Genomic DNA, 25,155 nt, shown 5'->3' with positions numbered 1-25,155 from the left:
ACTCCGCTGCGCTGCGTTCCTCGCCCTCACACAGCCACCCCCACTCGTGCGATGTCCTCGGCGTAGAACGCGGCGCGCTCCTCGGCACTCAGGTGGCAGGCGACCAGGTGGCCGTCCGCGCCAGCGGCTCGCAGCTCGGGGACCTCGGTACGGGAGCGGCTGCCGGCGCGGTCCGCGTACCGGCAGCGTGGGTGGAACGCGCAACCCGACGGCAGGTTGATCAGGCTGGGCGGGTTGCCGGGGATGGGCACCAGGTCCGCGTCCGCGTCGCCGTGCAGCGACGGCACGCTGGAGAGCAACCCCCAGGTGTACGGATGCTGCGGCGCACGGAGCACCTGCTCGACGCTGCCCCGCTCGACGGCACGCCCGCCGTACATGACCAGCACGTCGTCGGCGACCTGGCCGACCACGCCGAGATCGTGGGTGATCAGGATGATCGCGGAGTGGAACTCGGCCTGGAGGTCGGCGAGCAGGTCCAGGATCTGCGCCTGCACTGTGACGTCCAACGCGGTGGTCGGCTCGTCGGCGATCAGCAGCGCCGGGTCGTTGACCAGGGACATCGCGATCATCGCCCGCTGCCGCATGCCGCCGGAAAACTCGTGCGGGTACTGGTCGAAGCGGCGCGCGGGCTGCGGGATGCCGACCCGGTCCAACATGTCGACCGCCCGCTGACGGGCCTCGCGCCGGTTGGCCTTCGGGTGATGCACCCGGTACGCCTCGGCGATCTGCCGGCCCACCGTGTAGTACGGGTGCAGCGCCGACAACGGATCCTGAAAAATCATCGCCATGTCCCGGCCGCGCAGCCGGCGTACCTCATCGTCGGGGAGACCGACCACCTGCCGGCCACCCACGGAGATCTCCCCGGTGATGGTGGTCCGTTTCGGGTCGTGCAGGCCGAGGATCGCCAGCGAGGTGACGCTCTTGCCGGAGCCCGACTCACCGACGATGCCGAGGGTGCGGCCCCGCTCGACGGCGAACGACACCCCGTCGACCGCGCGCACCACGCCGTCCTCGGTGTCGAACCGGACCCGCAGATCATCCACCCGCAGGTAGGCGTCCTGGTCGGAGCGCTGTGCCGGCACGGCGGGGCGGTCGTCCGGTTCGCCGGACGGCGAGGGTTCCGAGCTGTCCACGGCCACCTCCCTCAGTGACGAAGGGAACTTACAGGAAAGTCCCGAGGGTGAAAATAAGCTACAAAGTCGGCACGTGTCAGCGGGCCCGAGCGTAACGAGTCGGCATCGGCCCCGCACCCCCGTCACCTCGCCATCCACACCCATTCATGCCGCGCCCCGCGCCAAGATCTACGCAACTTGCCCGATGTTGCTGCCTCCGACGCGCCAGAGACAGCAACATCCCCGATACTGCGCGGATCTTGACGACGAGCGCCGCCCCGAGTGACCGGGGGCGGGGTCTGGGTCGCCCACGGCCGGCAAGGTCACGCTCGAACCAGGATGTTGTGGCATCGCCGACGCGCCGACACCACTAAAACCAGGATGTTGCACGATCTTGCGGTCCCGGAGCGGCACAGCCGGGCGGGAGCGGTCGACGACCAGGGCCGGCGAGGTGTTGGAGTTGACCGAGCCGGTGTGGGCCACGATTCGACCGGAGGATCTCGTCCCCTGACGGGTGTCGGTCGGCTGGCCTAGGGTCGGTCCATGACCGAGTTCGACGCGGCCACCGCCGCCGTCCAGGCCGCCCTCGACGCGGGGGCTCGATACGCCGACGCCCGGGTGATGCACCGCCGCTACGAGTCGATGACCGCGCGCAACGGTGACGTGGAGGAGCTGACCCAGGACGAGAGCATCGGGCTGGGAGTCCGAGCGTTGGTCGGGGCGAGTTGGGGCTTCCACGCCGTACCCGATCTGTCGGACGCCGCCGCCCGCGACGCCGGCCGGCGCGCGACGCGGACCGCCATGGCGAGCGCGCGGGTGCCGGGCCCTCCGGTCGACCTGGTGCCGGTGGAGGCGGTCACCGCGAGCTGGGCCTCCGGCTGCCAGATCGACCCGCTCGGGGTGCCCCTGTCGGCCAAGGGCGATCTGCTTGTCGACGCGACCCGCACGATGGCCGAGCACGGCGCGGACCTCGCCGAGGGCCTGTACCAGATCTGGGACACCGCGAAGTGGTTCGTCTCCAGCGAGGGTCACCGGATCGACCAGCGGATCCGCGAGTGCGGCGGCGGGATCTCGGCCACCTCGATCGGCGACGGCGAGACGCAGCGCCGGTCCTGGCCGAGCTACCGGGGGCAGTACGGCACCACCGGGTGGGAGCTGGTCGAGTCGCTGGACCTGGCCGCGCACGCCGCGCAGATCGCCGAGGAGTCCCGGGCGCTGCTCACCGCGCCGCCCTGCCCGGCCGGCGAGACGGATCTGATCCTCGGTGGCGAGCAGTTGGCCCTGCAGATCCACGAGTCGGTCGGGCACGCCATCGAGCTGGACCGGATCCTCGGCTGGGAGGCGGCGTTCGCCGGCACGTCCTGGCTGGACCTGGCCCAGCTCGGCTCGCTGCGCTACGGCTCGGAGCTGATGAACATCACCATCGACCCGACGATCCCGGGCGCGCTCGGCAGCTTCGGTTTCGACGACGAGGGTTCCCCGGCGGTCAAGCGGGACGCCGTCCGGGACGGTCGCTGGGTGGGTGTGCTCGCCGGCCGGGATTCCGCAGCGATGGCCAGCCTCGACTACGGCGGCAGCGTACGGGCCGACGGGTGGGCCCGGCTGCCGATGGTGCGGATGACGAACGTCGGCCTGGAACCCGGCCCGCACACCCTGGAGGAGATCATCGCGGCCACCGACGACGGCGTGTTGATGGACCTCAACCGGTCCTGGTCGATCGACGACAAGCGGCTCAACTTCCAGTTCGGCTGCGAAGTCGGCTGGGAGATCAAGAAGGGGCGGCGGGGGCGGATGCTGCGCAATCCCACGTACACGGGGATCGGCCCGCTGTTCTGGCGCTCGATGGACATGCTCTCCGGCGAGACGGTCTCCTGGGGGACGCCCAACTGCGGCAAGGGCCAGCCCGGCCAGGTCGGGCACACCGGCCACCCGGCCGCGCCGGCCCGGTTCCGCAACGTCCGCGTGGGGGTTTCAGCGTGAGCGCGAGGAGTGAGCCGGGTTTGCGAGCCCCGCAGTCGCGAACGAAAGGTGGCTCAGCGTGAGCGCGAGGAGTGAGCCGGGCCTGCGAGCCCCGCAGTCGCGAACGAAAGGCGGCTCAGCATGACGGAGGTGGAGCTGGCCGGGCAGGTTGTGGAGCTGGTTCGGCGTCTTGGCGGGCCGGCCGCGCAGGCCGAGGCGGTGGTGACGCGGGCGGACCTGGCGTTGACCCGGTTCGCGAACTCGGGCATCCATCAGAACGTCTCCGAGTCGACGGTCGGGGTCCGGCTGCGGGTGCACGTCGACGGTCGGACGGCCGCCGGCGGCGGCAGCGTGGTCACCGCCGACGGTTTGAGCGCCCTGGTGGAGCGCACCCTGGCTGCGGCGCGGCTCTGCCCGCCCGACCCGGGCTGGCCGGGGCTGGCCCCGCCCATGCCCATGCCGGACGCCCCGCCCGTCGACGAGGCCACCGCGCACGCCGAGCCGGATCAGCGGGCCGACCGGGTGGGGGCGTTCGTGGCCGCCGCCGGGGGCCTCAGCACCGCCGGATACTGCCGCACCGCGCACCGCTCGTCGGCGTTCGCCAACTCGGCCGGGCACTCGGCGTACGGCCGCTCCGTGGAGGCGGCGATGGACGGCATCGCCCGCCGCGACGGCGCGGACGGGGTGGCCCGGCGCAGCGCGGACCGGTTGTCCGACCTCGACGGCGCCGAGTTGGGCGCGCAGGCCGCCGCGAAGGCGCAGGCGGCGGCCGATCCGGTCGAGTTGCCGCCGGGGCACTACGAGGTGGTGTTCGAGCCGGCCGCCGTGGCGGACCTCCTGCAGAACCTGTCGTTCTACGGTTTCAACGGCAAGCGGTACGCCGAGCGGCAGTCGTTCGCCGTGCCGGGCGCGGCCCAGTTCGACCGGGCGGTGACAGTGGTGGACGACCCGCTGGGCGGGTCCGGGTTGCCGTTCGACGCGGAGGGCACCGGTCGACGGGCGCTGACGCTGGTCGAGGCGGGCACCACCCGGGCGGTGGCGCACGATCGTCGGACCGCCGCCGAGGCGGGCGCGGAGTCCACCGGGCACGCGGTCGCGGGGGGTGCCACCTGGGGTCCGATGCCCCGCAACCTGCGGCTGGCCGGCGCGGCGGCGGGCCCGGTCAGTGCGGCGGGCCGGAGCACCACCGGCGCGGCGGCCGGGGCGGTCGTCGACGCGGACACCGCCGCGTTGGTGGCCGGCGTACGCCGAGGGCTGCTGGTCACCGACCTCTGGTACACGCGGGTGCTGGACCCGAAGAGCCTCGTCGTCACCGGGCTGACCCGCAACGGCGTCTGGTTGATCGAGGACGGCACTGTCGTCCGGGCGGTCCGTGACCTGCGCTTCACCGAGTCGTACCCGCGGGCGCTCGGGCCGGGGGCGGTGCTCGGGCTGGGCGCGCGGGCGGTGCGCCAACCGGAGCGGGTGGACGGTGCCTGGTGGGCGGCGCCCTCGCTGCGGCTGGCGTCCTGGCACTTCACCGGAGGCGCTTCCGGCTGACGTTGTCGCCGAGCGCGCCAAACCGGCGTGTCGGGGGCTTTTCCGCAGGCCAGACACACGGGACACTCCCTTGCGCGGACGGCTCGCAGAGATCGGCGTAACGTGTGTCACTTAGCTGCGTCGGTCGATCCGGCGTGGTCGTTGGTGTGCGCATGACGTGGCAGCGGGTGCGGGTTCGCCGGTCCGCGTGCCGACCGGAGAGAGACCAGCCCGCCCGTACGGGCCCGTCGAGGAGACGACTCGAATGACTTCAACGGCAACGAGGCCGAGGGGGGCGCGGGCGCGCGCCGCCATCGCGGCGAAGACGTTGCGTACCGACCGATGGTGGTTCGCCCCGCTGATCACCGTGATCGGGCTCAGCGCCTGGGTCGCGTACGCGACGGTCCGGGTCTTCATGCACAAGTGGTACTGGGTGGACCAGTTCCACTACCTGACCCCGTTCTACTCCCCGTGCGTGACCGACAGGTGTGTCGAGGAAGCCTCGCACTTCGGCCGGTTCCTGCCCGGCTGGTGGATCATCCCGGACGCCGCGCTGACCCTGCCGTTCCTGCTGCTGTTCCGGCTCACCTGCTACTACTACCGCAAGGCCTACTACCGGTCGTTCTGGCTGTCGCCGCCGGCCTGCGCGGTCCCGGACGGGCACAAGGAGTACGGCGGTGAGACCCGTTTCCCGCTGCTCGGGCAGAACCTGCACCGCTACTTCTTCTACGCCGCCGCGATCATCTCGCTGATCAACACCTGGGACGCGATCCTCGCCTTCCACTCGCCGAAGGGCTTCGGCTTCGGGCTGGGCAACATCATCCTGCTGCTCAACGTGGTGATGCTCTGGGCGTACACGATCTCCTGCCACTCCTGCCGGCACATCATCGGCGGCCGGCTCAAGCACTTCTCCAAGCACCCGGTGCGGTACAAGGCCTGGACCTTCGTCTCGGCGTTGAACGTCCGGCACATGCAGCTCGCCTGGATCACCCTCGGCACCCTGGCGCTGGCCGACTTCTACATCATGGCGCTCGCTGCCGGCTGGTTCTCCGACCTGCGGTTCATCAACTAAAGGGCCCCTGACATGACCACAACCACTCGCATCGAACGACACCACTACGACGTCGTCGTCATCGGGGCCGGCGGCGCCGGTCTGCGCGCGGCGATCGAGGCCCGGCTGGCTGGCAAGAAGACCGCGATCATCTCCAAGTCGCTGTTCGGCAAGGCGCACACGGTGATGGCCGAGGGCGGCGCGGCCGCCGCGATGGGCAATGTGAACAGCCGGGACAACTGGCAGGTGCACTTCCGCGACACCATGCGCGGCGGCAAGTTCCTCAACAACTTCCGGATGGCCGAGCTGCACGCGAAGGAGTCGCCGCAGCGGATCTGGGAGCTGGAGACGTACGGTGCGCTCTTCGACCGCACCAAGGACGGCAAGATCTCGCAGCGTAACTTCGGTGGCCACGAGTACCCGCGGCTGGCGCACGTGGGCGACCGGACCGGCCTTGAGCTGATCCGCACCCTGCAGCAGAAGATCGTCTCGCTTCAGCAGGAGGACCAGCGGGAGTTCGGCTCGTACGACGCCCGGATCAGGGTGTTCTCCGAGACGACAATCACCGAGCTGCTGCTCGACGGTGACCGGGTGGCCGGCGCGTTCGGCTACTACCGCGAGTCGGGCGAGTTCATCCTCTTCGAGGCGCCGGCGGTCGTGCTGGCCACCGGTGGCGTCGGGCGCTCCTACAAGGTCACCTCGAACTCCTGGGAGTACACCGGGGACGGGCACGCGCTGGCGCTGCGCGCCGGGGCGACGCTGATCAACATGGAGTTCCTCCAGTTCCACCCGACCGGCATGGTCTGGCCGCCCTCGGTGAAGGGCATCCTGGTCACCGAGTCGGTGCGCGGTGACGGTGGCGTCCTGAAAAACTCCGAGGGCAAGCGGTTCATGTTCGACTACGTCCCCGACGTCTTCCGTAAGCAGTACGCGGAGGCCGAGGAGGAGGCGGACCGCTGGTACACCGACCCGGACAACAACCGGCGTCCGCCGGAGCTGCTGCCTCGCGACGAGGTGGCCCGCGCGATCAACAGCGAGGTCAAGGCCGGCCGGGGCTCCCCCGCCGGTGGTGTCTTCCTGGACATCGCGAGCCGACGTTCGGCCGACGAGATCCGCCGCCGACTGCCGTCGATGTACCACCAGTTCAAGGAGTTGGCCGACGTCGACATCACGGCCGAGCCGATGGAGGTCGGGCCGACCTGCCACTACGTGATGGGCGGCGTCGAGGTGGACCCGGATTCGGGTGCCGCCTTCGGCCACGTACGCGGGCTGTTCGCCGCCGGTGAGGTCTCCGGCGGCATGCACGGCTCCAACCGACTCGGTGGCAACTCCCTGTCCGACCTGCTGGTCTTCGGCAAGCGGGCGGGCGGGCACGCCGCCAGCTACGCCGACGGGCTGGCGGCCCGGCCGAAGGTGGCAGTGGACGAGGTCGAGGCCGCCGTGGAGACCGCCCTCGCTCCGCTGCAGCGGGACACCGGCGAGAACCCGTACACCCTGCAGCAGGACCTCCAGGCGGTCATGGGGGATCTGGTGGGGATCATCCGCCGGGAGGGTGAGCTGGCCGACGCGCTGGTCCGGCTCGCCGAGCTGCGTGAGCGGGTGGCAAAGGTGAGCGCGGCCGGCGGCCGACGCTACAACCCGGGCTGGCACCTGGCGCTGGACCTGCGCAACATGCTGGTGGTCTCGGAGTGCACCGCGAAGGCGGCGCTGGAGCGGCAGGAGTCGCGTGGCGGGCACACCCGGGAGGACTACCCGGCCATGGAGCCGAAGTGGCGGCAGGTCAACCTGGTCTGCGCGTTGGACGGCGACACCGTGCAACTGACCCGCAAGCCGCTGCCGAAGATGCGGCCGGAGCTGATCGGCCTCTTCGACCGGGCCGAGCTGGCCAAGTACCTCACCGACGAGGAGATCGCCGACTTCGACGCCCTCGTTGCCGACGCTGGAGAGGCGGACAACCGATGAGCGCGAAGCGTCAGTTCCGGATCTGGCGGGGCGACGAGACCGGCGGTGACCTCCAGGACTACATGGTGGAGGTGAACGAGGGCGAGGTCGTCCTCGACGTCATCCACCGTCTGCAGGCCACCGACGCGCCCGACCTGGCCTGCCGGTGGAACTGCAAGGCCGGCAAGTGCGGCTCCTGCTCCATGGAGATCAACGGCAAGCCGCGGTTGGGTTGCATGACGCGGATGTCGACCTTCGGCGACGACGAGACCGTCACGGTCACCCCGCTGCGTACCTTCCCGGTCATCCGGGACCTGGTCACCGACGTCTCGTTCAACTACGAGAAGGCACGGGAGACCCCGGCGTTCGCCCCTCCGGCCGACCTGGCCCCGGGTGACTACCGGATGCAGCAGGTCGACGTCGAGCGCTCGCAGGAGTTCCGCAAGTGCATCGAGTGCTTCCTGTGCCAGACGGTCTGCCACGTGATCCGTGACCACGACGAGAACAAGCAGGCGTTCTCCGGCCCGCGGTACTTCATCCGGGCGGCCGAGCTGGACATGCACCCGCTGGACGCGCGGACCGACCGCAAAGAGTACGCGCAGGCCGAACAGGGCCTCGGCTTCTGCAACATCACCAAGTGCTGCACCGAGGTCTGCCCCGAGCACATCAAGATCACTGACAACGGGATCATCCCCATGAAGGAACGGGTCGTCGACCGCAGGTACGATCCCCTTGTGTGGCTTGGTAGCAAGATCTTCCGTCGGGGCGAGACGCCCCAGACCAGCGTGACCTCCGCCCGTCAGGGCTCGGCGACGCCGGGCTCCGCCCGAGGTGGGGTGCACTCGCATGCGGGTGGTTCCCACGATTCGCAGGCCGAGGCGCAGGCGCAGAGCGGCGTCAACTGGCACCGGGAGGTGCCCCACCCGACCGCTCCGGCGGTCGACGACCGGGGCAAGCTTCCGCTGACCGAGCTCACCTTCGACCGGGCCGCCGCGCCGTCGCCGTTCGGCGACGACGTGACCTTCCCGTTGCCTCCGGAGCACCTCAACTTCGCCCACCCGGAGCAGGACAACAAGCACTAACCACCCGAACAACAACGGGGGCCGTGGCTATCGCCACGGCCCCCGTCTCACTCCCCCACCCCACCCCCGCCCCGCCCCCGCCCCCGCCGTTGATCATGAAGTTATTGCCACGACACGCCGCGGGCGGTGGCAATAACTTCATGATCAACGCGAGTTGAGGAGGAGGGGGCGGAGGGCTGCCACGATGGGGGCGTCGGCGGGGAGCCAGGTGACCGAGTCCAGTTCGTCGGCGGTGAGCCACCGGAGCGCCTCGTGCTCCAGCGCCTGTGGCTGGTCGCCGCCGAGCAGGCGGGCCGCGTACACCTTGAGCACCGAGCGGCCGTGCGCCATCCGTACGTTGCGGCCGACCCGCTCACCGATCTCGACGCGTACGGCCAACTCCTCGGCGCACTCCCGGATCAGCGCGTCGGTCTCGGCCTCCCCCGGCTCGACCTTTCCGCCCGGAAATTCCCACATGCCCGCTACCTCGGGTGGGGCGGAACGCGCACAGGCGAGCACCCGCCCATCCCGGATGATCGCCGCACCGACGATCACCTTCAGGTCCCGTCGTTCGGCCTGCCCGCCACCATTCGCCCGTTCGGTCTGCACGGGCGTCCAGGGTGCCAGATCAATCGGCGGTTTGGGTACCGTAGCCGTCCGCTAGGCCAATAAGACACGGAAGTGTGGGCGTGGACACCCCTTCCGAGCAGCGAGAGACTAGGAGACACCGACAAGACACGGGATGGCGACGATTTGGCCACAAGCCGGCAACGGCGCTTGGGGGGTGCGGTGATGCGCGTGCTGTTCAACAGCAGGGCCAAGCACGACTACCTTTCCGACGCGTTGACCTTGCTATCTGGTTGGACACGCGAAGGCGAGCAGATCCGACGAACGCTCGTGATCGACGATACCCAACACGCCGCACTAACTGAACGCGTCAAGGTCGTCGCGGATGCACTGCATCTGCGGCCCGAGATCAGCCGCCGGGCCGACAGCACCCAGATCCGGGTCGGGCACGGCAGCGGCGACCCCCTGACCGAGGGCGAGATCCTGTTGGCCGCCCGCATCGAGGACGCGTACCGGGCGGTCACCGAGCCCTGACGACCATTCCCGAAGCCGACCCTGCGTCCTGCGGGTACCAGCGCAGCTCCACCGAGTTGCCATCCGGGTCCTGCACGTAGATCGAGGTCGCCGAACCGCGGGCGCCGAACCGGCTGACCGGACCGGTCAGCACCGTGAAGACCCCCGACTCGATCACTTGCGCCCAGTCCAGTGGTGCCACCACCAGGCAGAAGTGGTCCACGTTCGCGCCCTGCGGCTCCCCTCGGACGAGGTCGATGATGCTGCCGGGGCTGATCCGCACCGACGGGAACGGGGCCGTGCCCGCACGCCACTCGTCGACCCGTACCGGCGTCAGCCCGAGCCGGCCGCAGTAGAAGTCCAGGGACCGTTCCACGTCGGCGACGGTCAGCACCAGGTGGTCGAAACCGGTGACCCGCACCGCGCTCACGCCTCCTCCAGGTTGGCCGCCACGAGCAGGTTGGCCGCCACGAGCTTCTCGCCGATCTCGCGAAGTGGGCCGGCCAGGCCGGTCAGGTAGTCGTCAATGCTCACGTCAGAGCCTTTCGCTCGGTGGTGCCTGCCGCGTTCACGATCCCCGGACGAGGGACGCCGACCAAGACCTGATGCCGCTACCATCGTTGCCCTCAGGTCAACGATGGGAGTGCTGTGCTGGAGCGGTACGAGGTCGAGACGTTCCTGACGCTCGCGGAGGAACTTCACTTCGGCCGGACCGCCGAGCGGTTGACCGTCAGCACCGGCCGGGTCAGCCACATCGTGAAGAAGCTGGAACGCCGGGTCGGCGCACCGCTGTTCGCCCGCACCAGTCGCGTCGTCCGGCTGACCCCGATCGGCCGGCAACTCGCCGACGAGCTGGCCCCGCTGGTCGCCGAGATGAACGAGGCCGTCCGCCGCGCGATGGACGCTGCCCGGGGCGTCACCGGGACGCTACGAGTGGCGTTCCTCGGCGAGTGGACCGCGCCGGTGCTGCTCCGGGCAGTGGCTCTGTTCGGTGAACGGCACCCCGACTGCCGGGTGGAGGTGCACGAGGCGCAGTTGTCCACCACCCGATCCGGGCTGCTAGACGGCTCCACCGACGTGCTGATCGCCTCGTACCCCTTTGATGGCATGGCCACCGGCCCGGCGCTGCTCTCCGAAGGCCGGGCGCTGGCGGTGGCGGCGGGTCACCCGCTCACCCGGGAGCTGTCGGTGTCGTTGGAGGTGCTCGCCGACCACCCGGTGGTGCAGTACCCGACCGTGACCTCGGTCGAGTTCAAGCGGGACCGCACCCCGGAGCGCACCCCTTCCGGCCGGCCGGTGCCGCGAGGGCCCGCCGGGAACACCTTCTCCGAGATGCTGTCCCTGGTCGCGCTGGGCCGGGGCGTCCTGCCGGTGGGCGAGCACACGCGGCGCTACTACCCGCGCCCCGACGTGGCGTACGTGCCCATCCACGACGCGCCACCGATCGAACGCGGGCCGGTCTGGCTGCCCAGCAACACCACCACCCGGGTACGCGAGTTCGTCCGCGCCGCGACCGACGCGAACCCCCGATGAGACACGCCGAGTTCCGCCACCCTGGGAGTCTTCGACCCTGTGCTTTCGCACGGAGGCCGAGCTGCGCGCCTCTCGCCCGGGTGGGCACGTTGGCACCGGTTTTCTAGCCTGGATCACATGGCGAACATCGCGTACGACCGCAAAGAGCAGGTCCAGCAGATCGAGAGCGGCCTCCTCGAAGGCGAGCAGATCATCGCCGTCTACGACGCCGTCGGCACCGGCACCGGGTTCATCGGGCTGACCGACCGCCGAGTGATCATCCAGGACCGCTCGTTCGTCGGGAAGCGGTTCGCGATCACCAGCATCCCGTACTCGAAGATCACCAGCGTGAGCGTTGTCAGCAACAAGTCGTGGGGTGGGTCGTTCTTCTCCACCGGCGCCATCGCCATCCACGTCGGCACGCACACCTACGAGGTGGAGTTCCGTGGCGCGCAGAAGAGCCACCACGTGCACAACGTGATCCTGCACCACATCTCCTGACGGCACGTCCCGTCGTGGGCCCGGCTGGCGTAATCGCCTTGCCGGGCCCACGCCGTCTCTGATGTCCTGACTCGACAGTCGCGCGAAGGGAGCAGCCATCATGCCCAACACAACGAGGTCCCCCGAACCCACAGTCATCCGACCCGAGGAATCGAGACTTCGTGAGCAGGACTGCTCCCCTGGCGCCGCTGGGCGCCACTGACCCCAACCCCGGAGGCCGCTGATGTCGGTCTTCGACGATCCCGGCCTCTTCGGCCGGCTGTGGGCCGCCGGATACGACGACGGCGGCACCAACCCCGACCCGGCCCCCGCCGTTGACTTCCTGGCCGACCTGGCCGACGGCGGTCCGGTTCTCGAACTGGCGATCGGCACCGGCCGGGTAGCACTTCCCCTGGCCGAGCGCGGCCTCGCCGTGCACGGCGTCGAGGCGTCCGAGGAGATGCTCGCCCAGTTGCGGGCGAAACCCGGCGGCGAGCGGATCCCGGTGGTCGTCGCCGACATGGCGGACGTACCCGTGCCGGGTGAGTTCCGGCTCGCGTACCTGGTCTTCAACACCCTGTTCAACCTGGTGGACGCCGAGCGGCAGGCGGACTGCTTCCGCAACGTCGCCCGGGTGCTGTCGCCCGGCGGCGCGTTCGTCATCGAGACGTTCGTGCCCGACCCGCGCAGCTTCGACTCGGACGAGGAGGTGCAGGTGCGTGCCGTCACCGAAAACTCCGCGACGATCCGACTGCACCGGTACGACCGGCCGGCGCAGCGATTCATCCGGCAGACCATCACGTTCGACGCGGACGGTGTGCACCTGAAGCCGTTCGCCATGCGGTACGCCTGGCCGCACCAGATCGACGAGATGGCGCAGCAGGCCGGGCTCCGGCTCACCGAGCGGTACGCCGACTGGCACCGACGACCGTTCCAGGCCGACAGCCCGTCGCACATCTCCGTCTACCGGGCGGAGTAGCGGTTTGGTCGACTCGGGTTCCGGAAAGTCGGGGTGTCATCGCCGCGACGTCGAGGAACCCGAGTCGATCTCCCGCCGCCCCCGGAAGTGAGAGGCCGCCATGAGCAGACGAGCTGTCCACGCAGTCCTGGCCCTGTCGGTCGTCCTGATGGCCGCCGGCATCACCCTCAAGGTTGCCGGGGACGGCGGTGCCGACACGGCCGGCACGGTGGTGATGGCGCTCGCCTCGGTGGGTTCGATCGTGGCGGCCATCGGCTCGTCCTCCCGCACCGCCCGCGGAAACGATGGCCCGGACCGGTAAGTCAGGCCTTTTCGCACTTGGCTGATTCTGCTGGTAGCAGTAGTTGTTGATTCGTAGGTCCCGCGCCGGGTGTGCTGACAGCATGCCGGACGCCTCCCGATTCCCGCGCTCCTCGCCGTACTGGCCGGTGCTCAGTCATCCTCAGCTCCGGCGCGTCCTGCCCGGGCTGGCCGTCTCCGCGTTGGGCGACGGTATGGCGGTGGTCGCGGTGACCTGGCTCGCCATCCAACTCGCCCCGCACGATCAGCGGTTCACCTGGATCGCGCTGGCCATGGCGGCGTACACGCTGCCCAGCGCGGCCGGGACCGTTGTCTTCGGCCGGCTGCTGCGGGGGCGTAGCGGCGCCCAGCTCGCCGGGTGGGACGCCATCCTGCGGGCCAGCGCGCTTGCGGCGATCCCCCTCGCGCACCTCACCGGTGTGCTCACCGTCTGGCTGTACGTCGTCCTGCTGGCCGCGTCGGCGTTACTGCACTCGTGGGGTTCCGCCGGCCGGTTCACCCTGATCGCCGAACTGCTGCCGCAGCGACACCACTTGCCGGCCAACGCCGTACTCAGCACCATCGGAGGGTTCGCCATCATCGTCGGCCCGCCGCTGGCGGGCATTCTGATCAGCTGGGCGGGGCCGGTGTGGGTCCTCGCCATCGACGCCGCCACCTTCGCCGCGCTGGCCCTCACGTACCGTCTCGCCCTACCCGCCAACGGCGGACCCGCACGGTCCGGGCGCGACGCCTCGCGGACGGCCGGTTTCGCGGTCATCCGCCAGAACCCCGCCCTGCTGGGCCTGCTGGTGCTGAGCCTCGGGTTCTTCTTCCTCTTCGGACCGGTGTACGTGGCGATGCCGATCCACATCACCGACGACCTGCATGCGTCCGCGACGCTGCTCGGCGCGTACTACACCGCCTTCGGCATCGGCGGTCTCGCCGGAGGTCTGGTCGCCGGTCACCTTCGCCGTTGGCCACTGCGAGCCACCACCATCGGCATCGTCGTCGCGTTCGGCGTCGCCATGCTGCCGCTCGGCCTGGGGGCACCCGTCGGCGTGTCGTTGCCGGCGTTCGCCCTGGCGGGCCTCATCTGGGCCCCGTACATGTCCACGTCGATGGCGCTGTTCCAGCGCAGCACGTCGACCGACCAACTGCCCGCGGTGCTCGCCGCGAACGGTGCCATCCTCGTGCTGGCGGTGCCACTGGGCACCATTCTGGGTGGGCCACTGGTGGGTGCCGTCGGCCCCCGACCGACGCTGCTGCTCTGCGCCGTGGCCATCGTGACCCTCGGCCTGGTCACCGGGGGTTTCGCGCTCTCACGGCGGAGCGCGCGAACCCCCGGCGATCCGGCCGGCACCGAGGTCAGTGCCCGTCGCCGATCTGGACGTCGTTCGGCGCCGGCCGGCCGCGTCCCGTCTCCACCAGCTCCTTGAGACTCATCAGGAAGATCGCCCACTTGGTGCTGCACTCGTGCATGAGTTCGGTCGGCGCACGCCAACCCGCGTGCGTGAAGTCGACGATCGTGTACCGACCTCGCTGGTCGAGACGCCAGCTGATCTCGGTGCCGATCCATTCGTCGGGGCCACCGACGACCTGCCACCGCACCCGGCCGGCGGGGTCCAGCTCAAGGATCTCCAGGTCGAACCCGCCGTCGTCACCGAAGTGGACGGCCAACTGCCCGCCGACCTCGGTCTTGCCGGTCGTGTCGACCGACCACCAGCCGGCGACGCCCTCGGGGGTCGCCACCGTCCGGTAGACGTCGGCGAGCGGAGCGACGACGCCGACCTGGTGCAGGATGTCGACCATTTTCAGCCTCCCTGGTTGTTGGTGCGGTGGCGTTCGAAAGTTTCGGCGATGCGCTTGATCCGACGGAGTCGGGCGTCCCAGGTCGAGCCGACCGCCGACAACTGGGCGACCGCGCGGGCGAGTTGCTCCTCGTCCACCTGGTAATGACGTTCGCGTCCAGCCGGCTCGGCGTGGATCAGCCCAACCCGGTCCAGGACCGCCAGGTGCTTCGACACCGCCTGCCGGGTGACGGGTAGCCGCCTGCTCAACGAGGTGGCCGTGCCCGGTCCGTCAGAGAGAAGAAGATCGATCATCGTACGGCGAATGGGGTCGCCGATCGCCGACCACAGCTCGTCGTCGACCGAGGTGCTCACGGGGTCGCGACCAGCCGCGCAACGTACGCGCCCAGCCGGGGCATGTAGTGGTCCCAACCGTTCTCGTGGTCGCGGTACTGCTCTTCCAGGACGGCGACCTCCCAACCCAGCTCGCGGAAGCCGGTCTCGGTCATCCGGATCAGGGTCCCCACGCCACTGGGCACCAGGTCGAAGGTGACGAGCAGCGCCTGCCCACTCCGGTCCGGCTCCGTGAAGCACCACCGGAAGGAGAACCGCTTCGGCGGGTCGACCTCGACGACGGCGAGCGCGACGGTCTTCGTCTCGCCGGTGTCACCGTCGCGCCACACCAGCTCGCCGGGCGCTCCGGCGATCGACTCGAACCGCGCGTCGTCGGGCCACCACTCCCGCATGTGCTCGGGCTGGCTGACCACCTCGAAGACGACCTCGGGGGACGCGTTGACGTGAATGTCGCGTTCGATCGTTCCCTGTTCCATGCTCACAACCTTTCGCAACCTTTGGTTGCACTGAACCTACGACAACTCACGCCCATCGCGCAACCTTTCGTTGCACATCGCGGTTCCGTCGTACCCCGGGTGCACAATGCCGGGCATGTCTGAGCCGTCGACGCACCAACACCACGCCATCGACTACGTCGAGCTCACGGTGACCGACCTCGCCGTGGCCAAGCGCTTCTACACGGACGCGTTCGGTTGGCAGTTCAACGACTACGGGCCGGAGTACGCAGGCATCCGCAGCCCACACGGCGACTCCGCGCCCGAGGTGGGTGGTCTCCGTCTGGACAGGGAGGTCCGGGCGGGCGGCCCACTCGTGCTGCTCTACTCCAGCGACCTGGACCGATCCGTGCAGGCCGTGAAGGAAGCCGGCGGCCAGGTGGTGAACGGGCCGTACGAGTTCCCCGGTGGCCGGCGGTTCCACTTCACCGACCCCAGCGGCAACGAGCTGGGCGCCTGGGCCGAGCAGTAGGACTCCAAGGTCGCCCGGGCGGGGGCTGAGCGTCCTCGCCAGTTCCGGCAGAGTGTCGCCATGGCCGGAGCAGGACTGGACGTCGAGGGATGGATTGCGCGCGAGGGTGCACTGAGCCGGGTCCCGGCCGCCTTCGCCGGTGTAGTCGACGCGGCCCGCGCTCGGATAGCCGAATCGTTCGACTGTGGTCGGCTGCACAGCGCCTACATCTACGGCAGCATCCCGCGCGGCACCGCCATCCTCGGCGTCTCCGACCTCGACCTGCTTCTCGCCCTGCGCACCGAACCAACCGAGGCCGACCGGGCGGCCGCCACCAGGATCGAGCACGACCTCGACCGGTCCTTTCCGCAGATCGACGGCGTGGGCATCCTGCTGTTCAGTGCACGTACGCTGCTCAGCGAGCTTGAGCGGCACGACCTTGGCTTCTTCGTCGCCTGCCTGTGCACTCCCCTGCTGGGCGACGACCTCGCCGACCAACTCCCCCGCTATCGGCCCACTCCCCTGCTCGCCCGCGAGACGAACGGCGACCTGTCCCTTGCGCTTCCCGGGTGGCGCCGTCAGGCCGCCGAAGCGAACACCGACCAGCAACGGAAGGCCCTCAGCCGGGTCGTCGCGCGGCGCATCGTCAGGACGGGGTTCACGCTGGTCATGCCGCGGTGGGGAGGCTGGACGAGCGACCTCACCCAGTCCGCCGAGGCGTTCGGGCTCCACTATCCGGAACGCGCGGAGCAGATGCGTAGCGCTGCCGTTATCGGCCGCACGCCCTCGCCGGACCCGGCCGTGCTACGCGAACTCATCGACGACCTCGGGCCCTGGCTCGCCGCGGAGTACGTGACCGTCCACGGCGAGAAAGCGGCCCGTCCCTGACCTGTCCCGCCCCGATGTCGGTTCGCCAGGTCGCCGGCCGTCAGCGTCGCCGGGCGCGCAGCACGCCGGTCAGCATCGGCAGCGTGAATTCGCCGTGGGCGGTTTCGGGTCGGCTCCCGAGGAAGGCGCGGACCCGACCGAGCGTGGCCGCTCGCTCCTCGTCCGGCATGACCAGCATCCCGGCCCGCGTGGCGAGCGTCGCGACGAGCGAGTCGGCGGTACGACGCTGACCGTGCGGGAACTCGACCTGCTCCGCCGACCTGAACCGGGCGATCAGGCCGGTGCTCGGAACGAGCATCCCCGCCGTCGCCGCGCGCCAACTGCCCAACGTGTCACGTGGGCCGATGGCCGCACTCCCGCTGACCCGTTCGAGCCCGGCGACCCAGTCGATCCGGTCGTCCATGATGTTCCACAGACCGGCCAGGACGCCACCGGGGGCGAGGACCCGGGCGATTTCCGCCCCGGCGACGGCCATGTCGAACCAGTGCAGGGCGTTGCCAGCCAGCACGGCGTCGACGGAAGCATCCGGCAGCGGGATCGACTCCGCGCTACCGGGCAGGGCACGGACCCCAGGCAGCGCACGGCGTAGCTCGGTGAGCATCGCCGGGTCAGGCTCGACCGCCACGACGTCCGCGCCCACCGCCACCAGCGTCGCGGACAGCTTGCCGGTGCCGGCGCCCAGGTCGAGCACGCGCAGGCCGGGCGCGGGCTCCAGCGCCCACCGCACCGCGGCCTGCGCGTAGTCCGGGCGGTGCTCGGCGTACGCGGTCGCCGCCGCGCCGAACGACGATCGGAGCAGCTGTTCCGTCATGCAGTCAACGTACCGCCGTTTGTCGACATCGACTGCGACCATGACCACCGTGCAGATCTTGCGGAGCTGGTGGCGCGTCCGCTACCCCGTCTACGCATTCGGCCTCGCGGTCGGGTTGGTCATGATGTGGCTGCCGTTCAAGACCTCCCAGGACAACGATGCTTGGGGACGTCGACTGCGGGTCGATGGCGTGCCAGCCCAGGCAGTCGTCGATGAGCTCGTGCACAAGCGGCGGAACACGATGCACCTGCGCTACGAGTTCGCCGGCGCTCAGCGTCAGGCCGAGGTTGGCTGTTGGGAGGTCTGTCTGCCGGCCGGCAGCGCGGTGCGAATCTGGGTCAACCCCAACGATCCTGGGGACTTCGTCACCGATTTCGACATCCTCAGCGGGCATCGGGGCCGGCTGCAAGGGGTGGTCGGGGCGGCCGGCCTGGTCCTGTCCGGGTGGATGGCGCTGGCCGTCATCGCCCGTGGCTACCAGCGCCGACGCGACCGCCAGCGACACGACTGGCAGCGGCAGCAACGAGACCAGCGCCGACGACAGTTCGCGAACGCAAGGGCCGGGGAAAAACGCAAGCCGAGCCGGTGACGGCCGAACCTGGACTGATCTCGCGATCCGCAGCGGGAACGAAGCCTCCACCACACGCTCCGCTTCCCGGTCAGCTCGGGAACTGACGACGCGCAACACTAGCCACATGCCCACCTACGTCCGTTGGTACTGGCCAGATGACGACCGCTGGAACTACGACGAACTGGGCACCGACCGGTGGGCGCTGCGCCACGTCCAGCTCCGCGGCTCGGACGGGGTCTTCATGGCGGCGGCGTCGCTCGCGGACGTGCTGATCGCCCGTGATTCGGGGGCCCAGGGCGCGGCGACCGAGTACGAACAGCGGTACGGGATTGTGCCGGAGGCCCCGTTCCCGCTATCCGACCCGGCGGTGGAACCCACTCTGGAAAGCCTGCCCTCGGAGGAGTTCCGTGCTCACGGCGTGGGCCTTCGAACTGCCCGGATGGCGTACGGCGTTACCGTGGGCGCTCCTGCGCTTCGACGACCACGGGTGAGGGTGGACCCGGCTGACCGCCGAACACCCACTGGCGGGCGTGTCTGTCACTGGCGCCGCAGCCAACCCGGAGCTTCGGGTGCGGAGACCTGCAACGGGTCCACGGCGGTCACGGATGTACTCCGCAAAGTGGCGACGACGGCTGAGGAAGTGCGGGTAGTGATCGCCTTCCTCCAACGGCGGAAACCCGCGCCGATCATTCCCATGCCCACCGCACCCAGTATCGCCTCGTTGAAGGGTCCTGGCTGCTCGATGGATCCCAAGGCGACCATGAGTCCGCCACCTGCCGTCGCCACACCCGCCAGCAGCAAGGTGGCGCAGAGAACGAGACGAGTGCGCACCGCAACAGTAAAACTCACCGACCCACGCAGGACCGACTGTCGTCCGGCCCGAGTCTGATCTTCGAAGAGGTGATGGCCATGGATCGTTTCGAGGTCCGCTGCTGGCTGGACTGGTGGGCCAACTCGTCCACACTGTTCGGCAGCGCCGAGGTGACCGCCGTGATCACTGCCAGCGACGCCGGCTGGGAAGCCCACGGCCGCCTGGTCGGCGAAATCGACGAAGAACGCGACGGCTTCGCGTTCCTCTGCGACCTCGACCCCGTCTTCACGCTGCGCTTCGAAGACGGAAGCACCTTCGACGTCACCGTCCACGCCGCCGACGACCAGCGCCGGTTCACCCTCACCGAGTACACCGGGCCGGTCCACCGTCCGGTCAACATCAGCTGGGACGGATGCGTCAAGCACCAGGTGGGACCAGACACGTGCAGTCCGGTATCACGGCCTGCGTGACACTCCGCCGACCGAGGGACGGCGAATCAGGAGCTTTCGAGGCTGACCTCGTGCATCGCCCCGTCCGGTCCCAACCGGAACCTCCGCGGCGCACCCATGGCCCGTCGTGCCTGCGCGTATGCGGCTTCACGCGCGGCCTGTTCCTCGCCGGACGGGTCGGTCACGCGGAAGCCGTGCAGGTGAAAAGCCTCGGCGTCGATGTCGTCCGACTCGGCATGCCCCTCGACGACGAAGCCGAACAGCGCGCGCAATGCTTGCTCGCCCAGCGCGAGGGGATGGAACGGCAGTGGGTACGGCGCTTGATCGGCCCAGCCCGGTACAGGCTCAACAGGATGCTCGCCTGCCCAGTAGGGCAGCTCGAAGTCGTACGGCTTGCCGATGTACTCCCGGATACCGCCGTCGGGCGACAGGCTCAGCGATCTGATGAGCGAGCCGTCTTCCCAGACGGCGAAGCTGAGCCAGTCCACGACCGAGTGCATCCCGTGCATGATGATCCGCCTGCCCGCTCCCGCTTCGCGCAGGTGCTCCGGCAGCTCGGACGGACGGTCGAGCGCCAGCCGCCGGTCGCAGTACAGCTCGGCCCCGGCCAGCTTCGTGGCGTACGTGATGTCATCTGGCGGGTAGACGTCGTTGAACAACGTGCTCTCGTCGAAGGGCTCCACGACGCGGCCCGGATGGATCTGACGTACCAGCGTTTCGGTCTCGGATAGCTCCGAGCGCGTCGCCCCATACAACGCGGGACGCAAATCTCCATCGGCGAATGCCAGCAGGGCTGTCTTCGCGCCCACGTCCCTCCATTCGCCTCGGCACCCCACCCGGTTGCCCAGGCTATCTCGAACCGGTCACCCAGCTCCCGAAGCCAAGCCGCGTGAGCGCGGCACAGCCGTACCGGCTCCTCGTCCGGGAAGAAGTCGAACTCCTCGTAGCCGGATGGACACTGGTCAGCCCCGAACGGGTTCAGAACCCCGTCGACGTCCAGCAGGAGGAGAGGCAGGCCGCTCGGCATGGTTGCCACAGTACGGAATCCGGCGTACAGGTCGACTCGTCCGTCGCCCACCAGGTCAGCCGCTCAAACACGGCAGCTGACCTGCTTTTTCTTAGGGTCAGCACCCACGTTGCCGCGATCCACAGTGACCGGATCACGCCGCATTCGCTCGGCAATCCTGGTGTGGCGGGCCGCAGCTACACTGGCGCCTCTGAATCCCCTGCTCGTCAACGGAGACGGAGGCGCGATGGTCAATCCGCTGTTGGACGCCGAGGATGCGCGCGAACGCCTCGAGGCATGGCAGGCCAACGCCGTGCGCCGGGCAGCCGACACGCAGGCCGCCGCTGCCGGCTTGGGCGCGCTGCGGGTCACGGCCAGCGACGCCCACGGGATCGTCGAGGTCACCGTCGACTCCACGGGGGCGATGGCCGACGTCCGGCTCTCCGCGCGGGCGCAGCGCGTGAGCCTGGAGCAGACGCAGCAGGCGATCATGGGCGCCTATCGCAACGCGCGGGTCAAGCTCGCCGAGGCCGCCGCCGAGGTCGTGCGGGAGACGGTCGGCGCCGACTCGGCGACCGGCCGGGCCCTGCTGGCCGGATTCCGGACCGCGGACACCGAGGACGAAGAGGGGCGTTACTGATGCACGGGGGGTTCGAGGTCGACGTCGAGGCGCTGCGCGCGCACGCCACGGCCATGTCGGCCATTCACGACCGCTTTGCCGCCGTCATGGCCGCGAGCGGCACCATTTTCCAGGCCGATGATGCGTACGGGCAGCTCTGCCAGTTCTTACCGCCCATCCTGGAGGGACGCCACCGGGACCAGGACAAGGGTGTGGGGATGCTCGCCGAGAACATCGCGCTGCTCGCCGCGGGAATCAAGAAAAACGCCGACGCCTACGACCGGGCCGAGGAGTCGAACACCGACGGCTTCAACTCCTTCCACTCCGCGACCTGAGCCGGCCCGGCGCCCTCTCATGAGCAACCCACTGGTCGCCACGACCTCCGACATCGCTTCGACAAGCGCCGCGCACCGCGACGGCTGGACCGGCCTGCCGCTGGCCGACGACTACATGGGCATCAAGGACGCCATCGACTCCGGCAGCTGGATCGACGGCTCAGTCGCGGGCTTGGGCGCCGCTCTCGACGGGGCGTCCATCGTCATCGACCCGTTCAGCACGCTCCTGTCGATGGGCATCGAGTGGGCCATCGAGCAGGTCGAGCCACTGAAGCAGGCACTCGACTGGCTGGCCGGCGATCCCCAGACCATCGAGACGCACGCCTTGACCTGGGACAACATGGCCAATGAGTTGTTCTCCATCGCCGAGGACCTCAAGGCGCGGCTGGTCGGCGACCTCGACGGATGGCAGGGCGCGGCCGCCGACGCCTACCGCGACATGCTGACCATCAACATCGACGTCGCCGGGATCTTCGCGGGCACGGCCGCCGGCATGGGTGCCGCGACCCGTGGCGCGGGGGTCCTGGTGCAGACGGTGCGGGAGGTGGTGCGCGCCTTCATCGCCGACTGCATCGCCAAGGTCGTGGTGTGGCTGGCCGAGGTGGTCTTCTCTCTCGGCTTCGCCACACCGCTGGTTGTCTCCCAGCTCGCGATGGCCGTCCTCCGCTGGACCGGCCGCATCTTCGGCTGGCTGATGGGCCTGATCAGCAGCCTCTCCGCCCTTCGCGCACTCCTCGACGTCTAGGCGGCCCACGATGCGACAACTCATGGCGGCTCTGCGGACCACCGCCGCCCTGGTGGTCCTGTTCGCTGTGGCGGGCCTCCACAAGCACCCCTCAGTCCCCACCCCACCGCACGGCGGTGACGGCGATGGCCCCAAGCGTCCCAAGTTCAACCCCGCAATGATGCCCAAGCGCGTGGGACCAGCCCAGCAGCACGGCATCGAGCGCGCCCAGGCGGGCCGCCCGAAGGACGCCGACCCATCCGAGCCCGAGGCGCCCAAGAGGACCAACCCCTGGGACGACCCCGAGTTCGCCGACGCCCTGTACGACATGGACCGCTTCGGTCAGATGGGCGACGGGGCGATGGACAAGATCTGGGACGGCGACGGCAAGGGCAATGGCGACCACAAGCCCTCCTCCACCGAGCCCGGCAAGACGCGCTTCCCGCCCGGCACCACCAAGGAGCAGGTCGAGGGCTGGTTCAAGAGCATCGCCGCCAACCCCGACAGCCGCCCTCAGGCGCGTCCCGGCGGCGACGGCTGGGTCGTCATCGGCACTCGCGACGGCATCACCTGCAAAGTTACCCTGGACAAGGACGGCAGCATCTCCGGCGGCCACCCCGTCAGCGGCGAGGGCGTCACCACCAACCCGCTGCCCTAACCACCGCACCCACGGGAGACCCATGGAAGTCAACGATTACATCCGGCGCACCCTCCGGATCATCGACCAGCTCGCACCCAAGATCAGCCCGAAGTACCTGCCGATCGTCCGGGACGCCGCCGGCGCCGGGGCCTGGGACCTGGCGATCACGACGCTCGTCGGCGCCGTGTGGGAGGAGGGCGTTGTGATCACCACGGCGGAGAAGGACGCGCTGCGGGAGCTCATGGAGTACCTCCAGGAGCCTCTGACGCGCCTGGAGCAGATCCGGACCTCGGACTGACGGCGGAAGCGTAGATCGGGTCCCTCGAACCCATCCGACTGCGGAAGGTGTCACTCCCCCCCCATGCGGATTGAGCGGCAGTTCACGACCCGCTTCGCCGGCCCCTACCGGCACGACTACTACTGACCTGCGGCAACGGGTCGGATTCAGACGTTGAAGCGGAACTCCACCACGTCGCCGTCCTGCATGACGTACTCCTTGCCCTCGATGCGGACCTTGCCCGCCGCCTTGGCTGCTGCCATCGAACCGTGCTCGACCAGGTCGTGGTACGAGACCACCTCGGCCTTGATGAAGCCGCGCTGGAAGTCGCTGTGGATGACACCCGCGGCCTCCGGCGCGGTGGCGCCGACCGAGACGGTCCAGGCGCGCGCTTCCTTGGGGCCGGCCGTGAGGTACGTCTGGAGGCCGAGCGTGCGGAAGCCGACCCGGACGAGTTGGTTGAGGCCGGGCTCGTTCTGCCCGATCGACTCCAGCAGCTCGCGGGCCTCGTCCTCGGGCAGGTCCACCAGCTCGGATTCGATCTTGGCGTCCATGAAGATGGCCTCGGCGGGGGCGACCAGGGCGCGCAGCTCGTCGAGGAACGTCTCGTTGGCCAGCTCGGCCTCGTCGACGTTGAAGACGTACAGGAAGGGCTTGGTGGTGAGCAGGTGCAGCTCGCGCAGGTGCTCCAGCTCGATCTTGGCGGCGGCGGCCCCGGAGTAGAGGGTGGTGCCACCGTCGAGGACCTCGATCGCGGCCTTCGCGGCGGCGACCGCTGCGGCCCGGTCCTTGCGGAGCTTGGCCTCCTTCTCCAACCGGGGCAGCGCCTTGTCCAGGGTCTGCAGGTCGGCGAGGATCAGCTCGGTGTTGATCGTCTCGATGTCGTCGGCCGGGGAGATCTTGCCGTCGACGTGCACCACGTTCGGGTCGGAGAAGGCACGGACGACCTGACAGATCGCCGAGGCGTCGCGGATGTTGGCCAGGAAGGCGTTGCCCCGGCCCTGCCCCTTCGACGCGCCGCGGACCAGGCCGGCGATGTCGACGAACGACACCGGCGCCGGCAGCACCTTCTGCGAGGAGAAGATCTCGGCCAGCTTGCCCAGCCGCTCGTCGGGCAGCCCGACCACGCCGACGTTGGGCTCGATGGTGGCGAACGGGTAGTTCGCCGCCAGCACGTCGTTCTTGGTCAACGCGTTGAAAAGCGTGCTCTTGCCGACGTTGGGCAGGCCGACGATGCCGATGGTAAGACTCACGACGGGCCAGCTTACGCCGGTCCCGGCCGGGCCGGTCCAGGCGGCTCCGATTCGGCGCGGGACAGGTGGTCGATCGTCGCTCCCCCCGGGCCCTGTCCGGCGTTGCTAATCTCCCGGTTCGATGTTCCGCTGCTGGAGGTGGGATGACCTCGATGTTGCCTGAGCTGTACATCGCCGTCGACGTGGAGGCGGACGGGCCGATCCCCGGGCCGTACAGCATGATCTCGCTGGGCATGGCCGTAGCCGGCCGCCCGGACCTGACCTTCTACACCGAGCTGCGTCCCATCTCCGACGAGTTCGTCCCGGCGGCGCTGGCCGTCTCCGGCCTGGATCGGGACCGGCTGTTGCGGGAGGCGCCCACGGCGCAGGAGGCGATGTCCGCCGCGGCGGCCTGGGTCAACGGGCTGCGCCGGGTCGGCCGTCCGGTCTTCCTCGCCGCCCCGGCCGTCTGGGACGGCATGTTCGTGCACTGGTACTTCGTCCGCTTCGTCGGCCACAGCCCGTTCGGTGCGACCGGCTCCGGTGTCGATCTCCGCAGCTACTGGATGGGGTTGACCGGCAGCGAGTGGGCCACGACCCGCCAGGGCACGATCAAGCACGAGCTGGGCCTGCACGACATGCCGCACACGCACCACGCCGGGGAGGACGCCGCCGAGCTGGCCCAGGTCTTCGACGCGGTGCTGCGCCGACGACAGCCGGTCGAGGAGGCGTGA

General features: G+C 69.6%; 31 protein-coding genes. 22 read left to right on the top strand and 9 right to left on the bottom strand.

The annotated features are described in order from the left end of the window. Window positions 1-26 precede the first annotated feature (26 nt). The gene (locus tag IW248_RS30065; protein WP_196930418.1) at window positions 27-1,082 is read right to left on the bottom strand and encodes an ABC transporter ATP-binding protein; all 1,056 of its coding nucleotides are present in this window, start codon (window positions 1,080-1,082) and stop codon (window positions 27-29) included. Window positions 1,083-1,655: 573 nt separating this feature from the next. Here IW248_RS30065 and IW248_RS30060 point away from each other — a divergent pair. The 5 genes from IW248_RS30060 (at window position 1,656) to IW248_RS30040 (ending at window position 8,663) form a co-directional block, all read left to right on the top strand. Continuing rightward, window positions 1,656-3,092 carry a TldD/PmbA family protein gene (locus IW248_RS30060; protein WP_196929607.1) on the top strand — a complete coding sequence of 479 codons (1,437 nt, stop codon included), beginning with the start codon at window positions 1,656-1,658 and terminating at the stop codon, window positions 3,090-3,092. 120 nt (window positions 3,093-3,212) lie between these two features. Beyond that, on the top strand, window positions 3,213-4,610 hold the full coding sequence (locus tag IW248_RS30055) for a TldD/PmbA family protein (protein ID WP_196929606.1): 1,398 nt from the start codon (window positions 3,213-3,215) through the stop codon (window positions 4,608-4,610). Between the two features lie 244 nt (window positions 4,611-4,854). Continuing rightward, window positions 4,855-5,661, top strand: a complete 807-nt coding sequence (sdhC, locus tag IW248_RS30050) for a succinate dehydrogenase subunit SdhC (protein WP_112583731.1) — start codon at window positions 4,855-4,857, stop codon at window positions 5,659-5,661. A 12-nt stretch (window positions 5,662-5,673) separates the two neighbouring features. Then, a complete protein-coding gene (locus tag IW248_RS30045) occupies window positions 5,674-7,602 on the top strand; it encodes a fumarate reductase/succinate dehydrogenase flavoprotein subunit (RefSeq protein WP_196929605.1) in 1,929 nt (642 codons plus the stop codon). Beyond that, on the top strand, window positions 7,599-8,663 hold the full coding sequence (locus IW248_RS30040) for a succinate dehydrogenase/fumarate reductase iron-sulfur subunit (RefSeq protein WP_196929604.1): 1,065 nt from the start codon (window positions 7,599-7,601) through the stop codon (window positions 8,661-8,663). Before IW248_RS30045 ends, IW248_RS30040 begins: the two co-directional genes overlap by 4 nt. 144 nt (window positions 8,664-8,807) lie before the next feature. Here the strand turns inward: IW248_RS30040 and IW248_RS30035 are convergent, their stop codons facing one another. Continuing rightward, the gene (locus tag IW248_RS30035) at window positions 8,808-9,251 is read right to left on the bottom strand and encodes a (deoxy)nucleoside triphosphate pyrophosphohydrolase (RefSeq protein WP_196929603.1); all 444 of its coding nucleotides are present in this window, start codon (window positions 9,249-9,251) and stop codon (window positions 8,808-8,810) included. Between the two features lie 183 nt (window positions 9,252-9,434). Here IW248_RS30035 and IW248_RS30030 point away from each other — a divergent pair, with 183 nt between their 5' ends. Next, window positions 9,435-9,743 carry a 4a-hydroxytetrahydrobiopterin dehydratase gene (locus IW248_RS30030; RefSeq protein ID WP_196929602.1) on the top strand — a complete coding sequence of 103 codons (309 nt, stop codon included), beginning with the start codon at window positions 9,435-9,437 and terminating at the stop codon, window positions 9,741-9,743. Here IW248_RS30030 and IW248_RS30025 read toward each other — a convergent pair. Continuing rightward, window positions 9,730-10,152: a VOC family protein gene (locus IW248_RS30025; protein ID WP_196929601.1), complete on the bottom strand. Its 423-nt coding sequence runs from the start codon at window positions 10,150-10,152 to the stop codon at window positions 9,730-9,732. The genes IW248_RS30030 and IW248_RS30025 overlap by 14 nt on opposite strands. A 218-nt stretch (window positions 10,153-10,370) precedes the next feature. Here IW248_RS30025 and IW248_RS30020 point away from each other — a divergent pair, with 218 nt between their 5' ends. The 5 genes from IW248_RS30020 to IW248_RS30000 all read left to right on the top strand — a co-directional run bounded on the left by IW248_RS30020 (window position 10,371) and on the right by IW248_RS30000 (window position 14,408). Then, window positions 10,371-11,255, top strand: coding sequence for a LysR family transcriptional regulator (locus tag IW248_RS30020; protein WP_196929600.1), 885 nt, complete (start codon window positions 10,371-10,373; stop codon window positions 11,253-11,255). A 117-nt stretch (window positions 11,256-11,372) separates the two neighbouring features. Continuing rightward, window positions 11,373-11,735, top strand: coding sequence for a PH domain-containing protein (locus IW248_RS30015; protein ID WP_030337500.1), 363 nt, complete (start codon window positions 11,373-11,375; stop codon window positions 11,733-11,735). A 223-nt stretch (window positions 11,736-11,958) separates the two neighbouring features. Next, window positions 11,959-12,693 (top strand): class I SAM-dependent methyltransferase, encoded by a 735-nt coding sequence (locus IW248_RS30010; RefSeq protein WP_196929599.1) that lies wholly within the window; start codon window positions 11,959-11,961, stop codon window positions 12,691-12,693. Between the two features lie 100 nt (window positions 12,694-12,793). Further along, window positions 12,794-12,994: a hypothetical protein gene (locus tag IW248_RS30005; protein ID WP_196929598.1), complete on the top strand. Its 201-nt coding sequence runs from the start codon at window positions 12,794-12,796 to the stop codon at window positions 12,992-12,994. Between the two features lie 82 nt (window positions 12,995-13,076). Then, complete coding sequence (locus IW248_RS30000) at window positions 13,077-14,408, top strand: MFS transporter (protein WP_196929597.1); 1,332 nt, start codon at window positions 13,077-13,079, stop codon at window positions 14,406-14,408. Here the strand turns inward: IW248_RS30000 and IW248_RS29995 are convergent. The 3 genes from IW248_RS29995 to IW248_RS29985 are packed head-to-tail and all read right to left on the bottom strand — an operon-like array spanning window position 14,338 to window position 15,589. Then, a complete protein-coding gene (locus IW248_RS29995) occupies window positions 14,338-14,781 on the bottom strand; it encodes an SRPBCC family protein (RefSeq protein WP_196929596.1) in 444 nt (147 codons plus the stop codon). The genes IW248_RS30000 and IW248_RS29995 overlap by 71 nt on opposite strands. 2 nt (window positions 14,782-14,783) lie before the next feature. Further along, window positions 14,784-15,134, bottom strand: coding sequence for an ArsR/SmtB family transcription factor (locus IW248_RS29990; protein ID WP_196929595.1), 351 nt, complete (start codon window positions 15,132-15,134; stop codon window positions 14,784-14,786). Further along, window positions 15,131-15,589 (bottom strand): SRPBCC domain-containing protein, encoded by a 459-nt coding sequence (locus IW248_RS29985; RefSeq protein WP_196929594.1) that lies wholly within the window; start codon window positions 15,587-15,589, stop codon window positions 15,131-15,133. Before IW248_RS29985 ends, IW248_RS29990 begins: the two co-directional genes overlap by 4 nt. A 115-nt stretch (window positions 15,590-15,704) precedes the next feature. On the opposite strand from IW248_RS29985, the gene IW248_RS29980 reads away from it, so the two are divergent. Together IW248_RS29980 and IW248_RS29975 are read left to right on the top strand one after the other, a co-directional pair. Next, window positions 15,705-16,079, top strand: a complete 375-nt coding sequence (locus IW248_RS29980; RefSeq protein WP_196929593.1) for a VOC family protein — start codon at window positions 15,705-15,707, stop codon at window positions 16,077-16,079. A 60-nt stretch (window positions 16,080-16,139) separates the two neighbouring features. Continuing rightward, complete coding sequence (locus IW248_RS29975; protein WP_196929592.1) at window positions 16,140-16,946, top strand: nucleotidyltransferase domain-containing protein; 807 nt, start codon at window positions 16,140-16,142, stop codon at window positions 16,944-16,946. A 40-nt stretch (window positions 16,947-16,986) separates the two neighbouring features. Here IW248_RS29975 and IW248_RS29970 read toward each other — a convergent pair whose 3' ends face one another. After that, window positions 16,987-17,757, bottom strand: a complete 771-nt coding sequence (locus IW248_RS29970; RefSeq protein WP_196929591.1) for a class I SAM-dependent methyltransferase — start codon at window positions 17,755-17,757, stop codon at window positions 16,987-16,989. Between the two features lie 40 nt (window positions 17,758-17,797). On the opposite strand from IW248_RS29970, the gene IW248_RS29965 reads away from it, so the two are divergent. From IW248_RS29965 to IW248_RS29955, 3 genes are all read left to right on the top strand, one after another. Further along, on the top strand, window positions 17,798-18,346 hold the full coding sequence (locus IW248_RS29965; protein WP_196929590.1) for a DUF3592 domain-containing protein: 549 nt from the start codon (window positions 17,798-17,800) through the stop codon (window positions 18,344-18,346). A 106-nt stretch (window positions 18,347-18,452) separates the two neighbouring features. Further along, on the top strand, window positions 18,453-19,217 hold the full coding sequence (locus tag IW248_RS29960) for a hypothetical protein (RefSeq protein WP_196929589.1): 765 nt from the start codon (window positions 18,453-18,455) through the stop codon (window positions 19,215-19,217). A gap of 20 nt (window positions 19,218-19,237) precedes the next feature. Then, window positions 19,238-19,609, top strand: a complete 372-nt coding sequence (locus IW248_RS29955) for a hypothetical protein (protein ID WP_231396491.1) — start codon at window positions 19,238-19,240, stop codon at window positions 19,607-19,609. 26 nt (window positions 19,610-19,635) lie between these two features. Here the strand turns inward: IW248_RS29955 and IW248_RS29950 are convergent, their stop codons facing one another. Beyond that, on the bottom strand, window positions 19,636-20,397 hold the full coding sequence (locus tag IW248_RS29950) for a DUF6928 family protein (RefSeq protein WP_196929588.1): 762 nt from the start codon (window positions 20,395-20,397) through the stop codon (window positions 19,636-19,638). A gap of 444 nt (window positions 20,398-20,841) precedes the next feature. On the opposite strand from IW248_RS29950, the gene IW248_RS29945 reads away from it, so the two are divergent. The 5 genes from IW248_RS29945 to IW248_RS29925 are packed head-to-tail and all read left to right on the top strand — an operon-like array spanning window position 20,842 to window position 23,210. Then, entirely contained in the window at window positions 20,842-21,234 is a 393-nt protein-coding gene (locus IW248_RS29945; RefSeq protein WP_196919699.1) for a YbaB/EbfC family nucleoid-associated protein, read from the top strand. Beyond that, complete coding sequence (locus IW248_RS29940) at window positions 21,234-21,548, top strand: hypothetical protein (protein ID WP_196929587.1); 315 nt, start codon at window positions 21,234-21,236, stop codon at window positions 21,546-21,548. The genes IW248_RS29945 and IW248_RS29940 overlap by 1 nt, the downstream gene beginning before the upstream one ends. A gap of 19 nt (window positions 21,549-21,567) precedes the next feature. Beyond that, window positions 21,568-22,293 carry a WXG100 family type VII secretion target gene (locus tag IW248_RS29935; protein WP_196929586.1) on the top strand — a complete coding sequence of 242 codons (726 nt, stop codon included), beginning with the start codon at window positions 21,568-21,570 and terminating at the stop codon, window positions 22,291-22,293. 10 nt (window positions 22,294-22,303) lie between these two features. Next, entirely contained in the window at window positions 22,304-22,930 is a 627-nt protein-coding gene (locus IW248_RS29930; RefSeq protein WP_196929585.1) for an EndoU domain-containing protein, read from the top strand. A 22-nt stretch (window positions 22,931-22,952) separates the two neighbouring features. Further along, a complete protein-coding gene (locus tag IW248_RS29925) occupies window positions 22,953-23,210 on the top strand; it encodes a hypothetical protein (RefSeq protein WP_030333696.1) in 258 nt (85 codons plus the stop codon). 146 nt (window positions 23,211-23,356) lie between these two features. Here IW248_RS29925 and ychF read toward each other — a convergent pair whose 3' ends face one another. Next, on the bottom strand, window positions 23,357-24,442 hold the full coding sequence (ychF, locus tag IW248_RS29920) for a redox-regulated ATPase YchF (RefSeq protein ID WP_124815243.1): 1,086 nt from the start codon (window positions 24,440-24,442) through the stop codon (window positions 23,357-23,359). A 152-nt stretch (window positions 24,443-24,594) separates the two neighbouring features. On the opposite strand from ychF, the gene IW248_RS29915 reads away from it, so the two are divergent. Next, on the top strand, window positions 24,595-25,155 hold the full coding sequence (locus IW248_RS29915; protein WP_231396490.1) for an exonuclease: 561 nt from the start codon (window positions 24,595-24,597) through the stop codon (window positions 25,153-25,155).

Source organism: Micromonospora ureilytica, assembly GCF_015751765.1.
GTDB lineage: Bacteria > Actinomycetota > Actinomycetes > Mycobacteriales > Micromonosporaceae > Micromonospora > Micromonospora ureilytica.
Note: the sequence above shows the minus strand (reverse complement) of the source record. Positions and strands in the feature narration are given on the sequence as shown.

Bases quoted from the DNA above. Each gene is read 5' to 3' on its own strand.
- IW248_RS30015 (WP_030337500.1), top strand. From the start codon at position 11,373: ATGGCGAACATCGCGTACGACCGCAAAGAGCAGGTCCAGCAGATCGAG.
- IW248_RS29970 (WP_196929591.1), bottom strand. From the start codon at position 17,757: ATGACGGAACAGCTGCTCCGATCGTCGTTCGGCGCGGCGGCGACCGCG.
- IW248_RS29930 (WP_196929585.1), top strand. From the start codon at position 22,304: ATGCGACAACTCATGGCGGCTCTGCGGACCACCGCCGCCCTGGTGGTC.
- IW248_RS29915 (WP_231396490.1), top strand. From the start codon at position 24,595: ATGTTGCCTGAGCTGTACATCGCCGTCGACGTGGAGGCGGACGGGCCG.
- IW248_RS30040 (WP_196929604.1), top strand. From the start codon at position 7,599: ATGAGCGCGAAGCGTCAGTTCCGGATCTGGCGGGGCGACGAGACCGGC.
- IW248_RS30060 (WP_196929607.1), top strand. From the start codon at position 1,656: ATGACCGAGTTCGACGCGGCCACCGCCGCCGTCCAGGCCGCCCTCGAC.
- IW248_RS29980 (WP_196929593.1), top strand. From the start codon at position 15,705: ATGTCTGAGCCGTCGACGCACCAACACCACGCCATCGACTACGTCGAG.
- IW248_RS29925 (WP_030333696.1), top strand. From the start codon at position 22,953: ATGGAAGTCAACGATTACATCCGGCGCACCCTCCGGATCATCGACCAG.
- IW248_RS30045 (WP_196929605.1), top strand. From the start codon at position 5,674: ATGACCACAACCACTCGCATCGAACGACACCACTACGACGTCGTCGTC.
- sdhC (WP_112583731.1), top strand. From the start codon at position 4,855: ATGACTTCAACGGCAACGAGGCCGAGGGGGGCGCGGGCGCGCGCCGCC.
- IW248_RS29985 (WP_196929594.1), bottom strand. From the start codon at position 15,589: ATGGAACAGGGAACGATCGAACGCGACATTCACGTCAACGCGTCCCCC.
- IW248_RS30005 (WP_196929598.1), top strand. From the start codon at position 12,794: ATGAGCAGACGAGCTGTCCACGCAGTCCTGGCCCTGTCGGTCGTCCTG.
- IW248_RS30000 (WP_196929597.1), top strand. From the start codon at position 13,077: ATGCCGGACGCCTCCCGATTCCCGCGCTCCTCGCCGTACTGGCCGGTG.
- IW248_RS30055 (WP_196929606.1), top strand. From the start codon at position 3,213: ATGACGGAGGTGGAGCTGGCCGGGCAGGTTGTGGAGCTGGTTCGGCGT.
- IW248_RS29995 (WP_196929596.1), bottom strand. From the start codon at position 14,781: ATGGTCGACATCCTGCACCAGGTCGGCGTCGTCGCTCCGCTCGCCGAC.
- IW248_RS29945 (WP_196919699.1), top strand. From the start codon at position 20,842: ATGGTCAATCCGCTGTTGGACGCCGAGGATGCGCGCGAACGCCTCGAG.
- IW248_RS29965 (WP_196929590.1), top strand. From the start codon at position 17,798: ATGACCACCGTGCAGATCTTGCGGAGCTGGTGGCGCGTCCGCTACCCC.
- IW248_RS30030 (WP_196929602.1), top strand. From the start codon at position 9,435: ATGCGCGTGCTGTTCAACAGCAGGGCCAAGCACGACTACCTTTCCGAC.
- IW248_RS29935 (WP_196929586.1), top strand. From the start codon at position 21,568: ATGAGCAACCCACTGGTCGCCACGACCTCCGACATCGCTTCGACAAGC.
- IW248_RS29960 (WP_196929589.1), top strand. From the start codon at position 18,453: ATGCCCACCTACGTCCGTTGGTACTGGCCAGATGACGACCGCTGGAAC.
- IW248_RS30010 (WP_196929599.1), top strand. From the start codon at position 11,959: ATGTCGGTCTTCGACGATCCCGGCCTCTTCGGCCGGCTGTGGGCCGCC.
- IW248_RS29940 (WP_196929587.1), top strand. From the start codon at position 21,234: ATGCACGGGGGGTTCGAGGTCGACGTCGAGGCGCTGCGCGCGCACGCC.
- IW248_RS29975 (WP_196929592.1), top strand. From the start codon at position 16,140: ATGGCCGGAGCAGGACTGGACGTCGAGGGATGGATTGCGCGCGAGGGT.
- IW248_RS29955 (WP_231396491.1), top strand. From the start codon at position 19,238: ATGGATCGTTTCGAGGTCCGCTGCTGGCTGGACTGGTGGGCCAACTCG.